This window comes from Terrilactibacillus tamarindi (genome assembly GCF_009718825.1).
Classification (GTDB): Bacteria; Bacillota; Bacilli; order Bacillales; family Sporolactobacillaceae; genus Terrilactibacillus; species Terrilactibacillus tamarindi.
In genome coordinates, this window is sequence record NZ_WNHB01000041.1 from 1 (window position 1) to 8,318 (window position 8,318).

At 36.5% G+C, this 8,318-nt stretch carries 9 protein-coding genes; 3 read left to right on the forward strand and 6 right to left on the reverse strand.

All coding sequences use genetic code 11. The features are described 5' to 3' along the window. Window positions 1-67: 67 nt before the first annotated feature. The 6 genes from GMB86_RS15160 to GMB86_RS15185 form a co-directional block, all read right to left on the reverse strand. Entirely contained in the window at window positions 68-886 is an 819-nt protein-coding gene (locus GMB86_RS15160) for a basic amino acid ABC transporter substrate-binding protein (RefSeq protein ID WP_155221362.1), read from the reverse strand. A 270-nt stretch (window positions 887-1,156) separates the two neighbouring features. Next, window positions 1,157-2,113 (reverse strand): ketopantoate reductase family protein, encoded by a 957-nt coding sequence (locus tag GMB86_RS15165; protein ID WP_155221364.1) that lies wholly within the window; start codon window positions 2,111-2,113, stop codon window positions 1,157-1,159. Between the two features lie 261 nt (window positions 2,114-2,374). Further along, the gene (locus GMB86_RS15170) at window positions 2,375-3,817 is read right to left on the reverse strand and encodes an MDR family MFS transporter (protein WP_155221366.1); all 1,443 of its coding nucleotides are present in this window, start codon (window positions 3,815-3,817) and stop codon (window positions 2,375-2,377) included. Window positions 3,818-4,288: 471 nt separating this feature from the next. Then, entirely contained in the window at window positions 4,289-5,191 is a 903-nt protein-coding gene (locus GMB86_RS15175) for an AEC family transporter (protein ID WP_329602965.1), read from the reverse strand. Window positions 5,192-5,306: 115 nt separating this feature from the next. Then, window positions 5,307-5,819: a GNAT family N-acetyltransferase gene (locus GMB86_RS15180; protein WP_155221370.1), complete on the reverse strand. Its 513-nt coding sequence runs from the start codon at window positions 5,817-5,819 to the stop codon at window positions 5,307-5,309. A 76-nt stretch (window positions 5,820-5,895) separates the two neighbouring features. Then, window positions 5,896-6,249 carry a MerR family transcriptional regulator gene (locus GMB86_RS15185; protein ID WP_155221372.1) on the reverse strand — a complete coding sequence of 118 codons (354 nt, stop codon included), beginning with the start codon at window positions 6,247-6,249 and terminating at the stop codon, window positions 5,896-5,898. Window positions 6,250-6,387: 138 nt separating this feature from the next. On the opposite strand from GMB86_RS15185, the gene GMB86_RS15870 reads away from it, so the two are divergent. The 3 genes from GMB86_RS15870 to GMB86_RS15195 are packed head-to-tail and all read left to right on the forward strand — an operon-like array spanning window position 6,388 to window position 8,110. After that, window positions 6,388-6,540, forward strand: a complete 153-nt coding sequence (locus GMB86_RS15870) for a tautomerase family protein (RefSeq protein WP_230459145.1) — start codon at window positions 6,388-6,390, stop codon at window positions 6,538-6,540. Between the two features lie 50 nt (window positions 6,541-6,590). Continuing rightward, a complete protein-coding gene (locus GMB86_RS15190; protein ID WP_155221374.1) occupies window positions 6,591-6,896 on the forward strand; it encodes a carboxymuconolactone decarboxylase family protein in 306 nt (101 codons plus the stop codon). Window positions 6,897-6,910: 14 nt separating this feature from the next. Next, complete coding sequence (locus tag GMB86_RS15195) at window positions 6,911-8,110, forward strand: MFS transporter (protein ID WP_155221376.1); 1,200 nt, start codon at window positions 6,911-6,913, stop codon at window positions 8,108-8,110. Window positions 8,111-8,318: the final 208 nt, after the last annotated feature.

Sequence of the window (8,318 nt, forward strand, 5' to 3'; positions counted from 1 at the left end):
AAATGAAAAAATTGCGTAACACTTAAGTTCGAGTTACGCAATTTCACTATTTATAAGTTCATGCCTCTTACTTTTGAGCTTTTAAGTTGGCGACGTCAGGTTTTACTTTAAACCATTTTTTATAAATTTTTTCATATGTGCCATTATCGTATAATGTTTCGATGGCTTTATCAAAAGTAGGTTTTAGCTTGCTTCCTTTAGGGAACATAAGCCCATAATACTCTGGTGCAAAGGCTTTCTTGTCTGCAATAACTTTTAGCTTTTGATTTGGATTGTTTTTTGCGTAATCTTCTACAACTGTATTGTCAGCAACAACAGCGTCAGCCCCGCCATGAATGAGTTCTTGTATGGCAAGCGTATTTTGTTTGAATTTCTTGATGTTTTTATTATTTTTCCCTATTAATTTTTCGACTGCTTCTTGACCCGTTGTTCCACTTTGTACAGCGATTCTTTTACCTTTTAAATCCGCAGCTGACTTAATTTTGCTGTTTTCAGGTACAAGAATTTCATTTGTTGATAAGAAATAGGCTTTAGAGAAATCATACGTTTGTTTTCTTTCATCGTTAATTGTGATGGCAGAAATACCTAAATCAGATGTTTTATTTTTCAGTTCAACAAACAATGGATCCCATCCAACATTAACGAGATTATATTTATAACCGGCTTCTTTCATGACTGCTTTAAGAAAATCGACATCAAAACCCGTAATTTTACCTTTATCCATGTATTCAAATGGTGCATAAGACGCATCGGTACCTACTTTCAACGTTTTCTTAGGTTCTGAACTACCTTTTTTTGAGTCTCCACTACTATCCTGACTTGATCCACAAGCTGATAGAATTAATATAATAGCTAAAATAAAAGCTAAAGCAGAAAACTTCTTCATCGTGAATTTCCTCCCGGTTTCCCTTGCATCTATTAAAATAGTATTTTTAGATGCTTTAAGATGAGTTTTTGAATTTTATAATAATTAATTATAACCCGTTTATTGTCAGATTTCCAAGTGTTTTTAATATTTATTCAGAAAATGATCATTAAAAAGACAAAAACTTACATTTTCTCTCTTTTGCTATAATTTATCGATAATAAGATAGATTTATATAAAAAAATGAGAATAGCAAAGCCCATGCTTAACTATTCTCATCAACAAAATCTATTATATTAAGACTTTACTTTCTCTCATTTCCTCTCTTAAATGCACCAAATCAACGAGCAATGCACTGGTAGGAGCTTCTAAACCATGTTTTTTGGCCGTTTTTACGATAGCCCCGTTGATATAATCAACTTCAGTTGGACGCCCTGTACTCATATCTTGATGCATAGATGGATAATGCAATGGATTTCCATATTTTGAAACATACAAAATATGTTCAACAATTTCTTCGCGTGTTTGCTCTAGTTTTACGCCATCAGCTTCTGCAACCTGGTAAGCTTCATAGACAATTCGCTCAGTAAGTTCTTTACAATTAGAATAAGAGGCAAAGGTCCCCATCGTAATATTCATTAAGGTGCATAGCGTATTGGCCACAGCATTTAAGAAAAGTTTGGTCCAAAGTGTACCCTTGTAATTTGTTTTTAGGGCAGGATTCATTTGAGCTTTCTTCATTTCTTCAACTAATTCATAGGTAAACGAATCTGGTTTTTCTGTTACATTAACAAGATTGACTGATCCAGCCCCTCTTTTTCCAATAAAATCAACATCGCCAGGCCCATTTAGCACGGTTGCGATAACGGCTGTCCCTGCAATAATCCGATCTTTGCTAACATACTTCTCAATCACTTCAACACTACCAATACCATTTTGATTGGTTAAAACGTAAGTGTCTTTATCAATTAAATGCTTACATTTATTCATCATCTCATCTGTGTGCATGTCTTTAACAAAGACGATAATTAAATCTACTTTTTCGTTAAATTCTTCAGGTCTGTAGACATTCACTTTAACCATACGTGGATTTTCACCATCTCGCCAAACCTTCACGCCACGATTCTTCTTAATAGCTGCAAGGTTTTCATCCCACGTATCCAAAAAGTGAACGTCATTTCCTACCTCTTGTAATAGGATGCCATATCTTAATCCCATGGCACCAGATCCTGCAACGGCTATTTTCATATTTGACCCTTCTTTATTCAATTTTTCTTTCTATTAATCTATCAAAACCCGCAAAAAATGACATATATTCCTAGAAAGATTAATAGTGATTGTAACAAAGGCTCTATTAGAAATCAAGTTAATAATCTGAATTATTGTTATCGACACAAAATTGTTGTTTTTAATGTTCCTTCGTTATCTTCTGCCTCACTATATCCAAAGGTACAATGATTTGAAGTAAGAAGCCACATCCCCAAAGGAAATGTGGCTTTTACATGACTATTAAGACACTTTAGTCTCGCTTGCTTTTGCATCTGGCGAAATCGCTTTTCTAATAAAAATGGCAATAATAAAGGCGGCAATGCATAACCCTAGGGCAAACCAATACGCATGATGCACGCCATAGGTCATCGCTTGATGGGCGACTCCCTCTGTAGGTGGTCCAGAGTGTTGCTCCAAGTAGTATTTACTACGACCCGTTAAAATACTAACAAAAATAGAAACACCGAGAGCTCCCGAGACAGGTTGCAATGTATTAGCAATAGCTGTGCCATGTGGGTATAAATGTTTCGGGAGTTCATTTAATCCATTTGTCTGAGAAGGCATCATAATGGCTGAAATCGATAACATTAACACAATATACACCAATATAAAGGCCCAAAGAGGAACAGAAGGATTAATATTACTATAAAAAATCATGACACCTGTTAGAATGATCGTACCTGGAATGATTAATTTACTAGGACCTACTTTATCAAAGAGCGCACCCATTAATGGTGACATGAGACCATTCAGTAGTGCACCTGGAAGAAGGACCAATCCAGCCACCTTCGCAGTATATCCTAGTGGTCCCTGCAAATACATTGGCATGACGATCTCTGATGCGAACATCGCCATAACCACAATCACAAACACAATGACACCTAAGGCATAGTTTTTATATTTAAATACCCGAACATCCAATAATGGCTCCGCTAACTTCAACTGGCGCCAAACAAAAAACACTAAACTTAAGGCACCGACAATGATATAGGTTAAAATCGATATGGATAAAAAGCCTTCTTTGTTTTCGCCTGCACTACTAAACCCATATACCAATCCGCCAATCCCAATCGTTGAGAGTAATATGGATAGAACATCTACTTTTGGTTTTGTCACTTCACCGACATTTTGCAAATACTTCAAAGCAAAAAGAATGGAAAATACGACAAACGGAATGACCGAGATAAATAGCCAGCGCCAACCCAAAGTATCAACAATGACGCCTGATAAGGTTGGTCCAATAGCAGGGGCGAACATAATTACTAACCCAAATGTACCCATAATCTTACCACGAACCTCAGGTGGATATAACAATAGTAAGGTATTCATGATAACGGGTATTAACAGTCCTGTTCCAACCGCTTGAATCATTCGTCCTGTTAATAGCATCGGAAAGTTAACTGCACTAGCAGCAATAATTGTGCCGACAAGGAATATCGTCATAACACCAATGAACATATGTCTTGTCGTAAACGATTGAATTAACAAGGCAGAAATTGGCATCAACACACCCATGATAAGCATGAATCCTGTAGCTAGCCATTGTACTGTTGGTGCATCGACATGAAAAACATTCATAAGCTCTGTAAGCGCAATATTAAGCAATGTTTCATTTAAAATAGAGAAAAAAGCACCAATCATAAACGTGATTAATATGGCCTTTGAATTGATTTTTGCTTCCATGTAGTCCTCCGTGCATATATTTTTTATTTTGTATTTTAGCAGTCCGTTATTTTATCTCACTTAACATGAAATAAGCCCCCCAATCTCAAGTATTAAGAAGAATTGAAGATGCATTGGTAGGGGATCTATCCGTAAAACAACTGGAAATAAAGAAAACAGCCACTTATTTTTGTTTTGTTTTTAGCTAAATCCTCCTTTTTATTAAGTTTTGTGTATAGAAGTTATTTTATTCCTTTATAAATCAAACGATGATGTTTTGTTAAATTCTAGTTAGACGAAAAGGAAAGGGATAATTACTATTAAATCAAAAATTAGTAAATCTGTCCAAATTTAAGTGATTAACCAAAGCTAATTTTCTCTTTACTCCGTTTAACATCCTCTTATTTCTTTTTAAGTGAATGTTTATTCACTGCAACGTACTTTAGCTTAATACGTTTGGGTTCACTATTTAATCAATTTGAAGGATGACGATTAATGTAAAATAGTTAATAAGACGGTGAGTGTCGCGAAACTTAATAAGGTTGTCACAAGAGTGCCACTAGATACAAATTGCGGTTTTGTATTGAATTGAATGGCGTACATAGCTGTCGTTGCTGCCGTAGGCATGGCCGCCATAATGATAATGACTTTTTGCAGCAAGGGAGTAAGTGGAAAAAAGAGACATATGACATAGGCGATGATGGGTGAAAGAACGAGTCGTATCACTGTTGCAAGACTAATATTTTTCCAATCTACGTTCTTCGCCTTTACATCTGCAAGCTGCATACCTAATATAACCATAACTATAGGTATCGTACAATTTCCAATTAATGTGATACTTTCATAAAAATGTATAGGTATTTTAATATTAAATTCTTGACAGAGTATGGCCGGAATAATAGCATAGTTTGTCGGCTGTTTTAATACGACCTTTATAGCGACCTTTATACCAGCTTGACCCCGTGCCGCAAAGTAAATTCCAAAAACACTCATTAATATGGAGTGAAAAACCATTAAAGGAATAGCATAATTCATTCCAGCTTGACCAAATGCAAATAAAACAATTGGAGCCCCATAATTGCCACTATTTGCAAAAGCAGCTGTAAGCATCAAGGCATTTTCTTGTTCCAAGTCTTGTTTAGTGAATCGTGACAATAAGATGATCACGATCGCCAAGGCTAAAAAGATGAGTATGGATGTAACCACGATATAAAATAATCCACTATTCAATGGGGTTGTATAAAACGTTTGAAAAACAAGGGCAGGCATTAAGATATAAATGACGATCGTGGATATCGGTTTAATATCTAATTTAAAAATTTTCTGAACGATATAACCACTAAGAAAAATCAGAATCACCGGCAAGATAACTTCAATAAATATCAATACGTTCACTCATTTCTCGCTTTACTATTGATAACAAAAACCCTAAGAACAACACTATATCAGGAGGTATATTTTACCTATGGTAAATTAAAAATTCGATTGGTTTGTACCAAACTATCCTACATTACTTCACAAATGTAATACGCTTACCGAGTATAATTAAATCTCGCTCAATGCCATCAAGTTCCGCGACTTTAGGTAAGTTCGCCCACTCTTCAAAACCAAATTTGTTAAACAAACGCAGACTAGGCTCATTGTGCCCAAAGATAAAACAGAGTAATGTCTTTATTTTGAGTTTAGGACAAGCTTTCATCGCTTCTCTAACAATATACTGACCCAACTTTTTGCCTCTAAAAGCTTCATGAATATAAATACTAAGTTCAGCTGTACCATTATACGCCGGTCTGCCATAAAAGGATTGAAAACTCAGCCATCCACATATTTTTCCGTTCATTTCAAAAACCCAAAGTGGTCTAAAATTTGGCGAATGTTCTTCAAACCACGGTTTCCTGCTTTCTACCGTCACTGGCTCTAAATCTGCTGTGACCATCCGGCTGGAAATGGTTGAATTATAAATATCGACAATCTCCGATAAATCGCTTAACTGAGCATCCCGATGAGTGATATTGTCTAGCATCTTCTACTCTCTCCCCTGAAAATTCATGTTTTTTAATCTAATTTAATATAATGGTGAATCGAGACGTAGCCCTTCTTTATTCTTTAAGATCATTGGTAGATAGATCTTTATCCATGAATTTAGCCAGTTGTCTAAACGTTTCATTCATACTCTTCATTCTTAGTTCAACTTTCTGGGCAGCAGCATCAAGGGTATATCCATCCTCTAAGAGTTCTTTTATTAATAGTACCTTTTTGATGTTAATATAATTATATCTTCGGGTAGACCCTTCGGCATCCTTTTCAGATTGAATAATTCCTTTTTCCTCCCAATAACGAATTTTACGTCTTGGAATGCCTGTCATATCTGATACCTCACCTATTCCGACAACTAATCGGCTTAGTAAATTAAAGTCTAATAAAACATCATTCGATGAGTTGTTATTCGTCATCACATTAACCTCCGAACCTTACTTCTGTAGATAGTTTACGTCAATTGAACTTAAATGACAAATTGCATGATTAATTAATTGACTTTTTACGTAAATAGGTTACAATCTAAGTAATATAATTACAACCCATGAAAAGGAGTGACGTTATTTATACCCGTTATTAATGTCAAAGCATGGGAAGGCATGGATGAAAATGCAAAACGAGAATGGATGAAAGGATTAACTGATGCCAGTTATCTTAGACGATGTGCCATTATCCAGTGGGGAACAAGCTGGCATTGTAGCTACTGATCCAAAATAAAAGTAGAATCAAAGAAACTATTCAGAAGGAGCAATCTAACATGGTCAAAAATCCAGCTTTTGAAGAATTTAAAGAAACCTTCCCTGAGTCAGGTGTTCTTTTTGGAGAATTATTCAACACTGTCGCCGGAGTCGCTTTAGATGAAAAAACAAAACAACTTGTATACCTTGGTATATTGACAACAGTACGGTATGCACCCGCCGTTCGAGTCCATATCCATAAAGCACTCGAGGCTGGTGCAACAAAAGAAGAAATTCAAGAAGCGATGATGCTAACCATTCCAGCCGGGGGATTATGTAACTTTCTAGCCGTATTCCCTGATGTAAAAGATGAATTACAACGATAAGGAGTGAAATTTTCATGGAAGAAACGGCTCGTCAATTGAATCAAGTTTCTACTAATAAGAGTTATTCGATGATCACCTTGGTTCTATTTTGGTGTGGGTTGGTTGTTGTCTCAGGACTCTATATAACTATCCCTTTAGTGAACCTATTTTCAAATTCATTTCATGTCTCTTTATCACAAGCGACTTGGGTAAGTAGTGCCTTCTCATTATTTTATGCTATGAGTTTTTTAATTTTTGGTCCTTTGGTTGAAAGAATTGGAAGCAAACGCGTGATGCTCATTGGCTTAATAAGCCTTTCGATTGTTACTCCTATTATTGGGTTAATGAATAGCCTTCCATTTATTATATTAACCCGCGGAATCCAAGGAATGGCGGCTGCGATCGTACCTCTATCGATGCTTGCGTATGCAGCTGAAATGTTCCCAATAGCGAAGCGGGTGACAACAATCGGATTCATTAGTTCTGGCTTTTTAATGGCTGGCATAGCAGGGCAAGTCATGAGCGGTGTCGTTAGTCAATCATTCGGATGGCGTTATGTCTTTTATTTTCTTGGAGCAGTTTACTTCATGACCATGCTTATTGTTATCTTCTTGACACCAAAAAGTCAGGAAATGAGAAAGGATACCCCGCTTTTAACACCCTATATTAGTATGGGCAAATTACTTACTCGTGGGCCCATCATTTTATGTTACCTTATTACTGTCATGCTCTTACTCTCTTTCGTGGGAATGTATACGGCTTTAGGAAGCTATTTAAGCCATTCACCTTATCATCTAAATAACCAAAACATATTATATTTTAGATCTATTGGGATCCTGGGAATGTTACTGTCTCCTTTTGCTGGACGATTAGTGTCTCGTTTTGGTAGTACAAAAGTATTGAATGGCGGATTGTTTCTTGCTGTCATCGGCCTTGCCTTTATAGGTTTAGGCACTAATCTCATCTTTATGATTGTCATGAGCGTCATTTTTGTTTCAGGTATTGCGATTTGTGTTCCTACCCTTATATCTTTAGTGGGACAGCTTGGAGGCGCTTCTCGTGGAGCGGCCGTTTCTCTATATAGCTTTATTCTTTTTATCGGAGCGACTCTTGGACCCGTTATCACAATACATTTATTAAGCACAGGAAGTTATGTTTTGACTTTTGAAATGTTAGCCATGTTATTAGGCATTGGATTGGTTGTGTCCTTTTTCATTAAGCCAAAGAGTGAATAATATAGAAAAGGCCTTGTTGATAAATATTTCACAAGGTCCTTTTTCGTGGATTAATTATCATGGTTCACTGTCGGATTGCACCGCTTCACTCCCGCATTGCACCACTTCACTTTCAGATTGCACGGCTTCACTCCCGGATTGCACCGCTTCGCTTTCAGATTGCACCGCTTCACTCCCGGATTGCACCACTTCGCTTTCAGATTGCACC

Bases quoted from the DNA above. Each gene is read 5' to 3' on its own strand.
- GMB86_RS15160 (WP_155221362.1), bottom strand. From the start codon at position 886: ATGAAGAAGTTTTCTGCTTTAGCTTTTATTTTAGCTATTATATTAATT.
- GMB86_RS15165 (WP_155221364.1), bottom strand. From the start codon at position 2,113: ATGAAAATAGCCGTTGCAGGATCTGGTGCCATGGGATTAAGATATGGC.
- GMB86_RS15170 (WP_155221366.1), bottom strand. From the start codon at position 3,817: ATGGAAGCAAAAATCAATTCAAAGGCCATATTAATCACGTTTATGATT.
- GMB86_RS15180 (WP_155221370.1), bottom strand. From the start codon at position 5,819: ATGCTAGACAATATCACTCATCGGGATGCTCAGTTAAGCGATTTATCG.
- GMB86_RS15185 (WP_155221372.1), bottom strand. From the start codon at position 6,249: ATGACGAATAACAACTCATCGAATGATGTTTTATTAGACTTTAATTTA.
- GMB86_RS15190 (WP_155221374.1), top strand. From the start codon at position 6,591: ATGGTCAAAAATCCAGCTTTTGAAGAATTTAAAGAAACCTTCCCTGAG.
- GMB86_RS15195 (WP_155221376.1), top strand. From the start codon at position 6,911: ATGGAAGAAACGGCTCGTCAATTGAATCAAGTTTCTACTAATAAGAGT.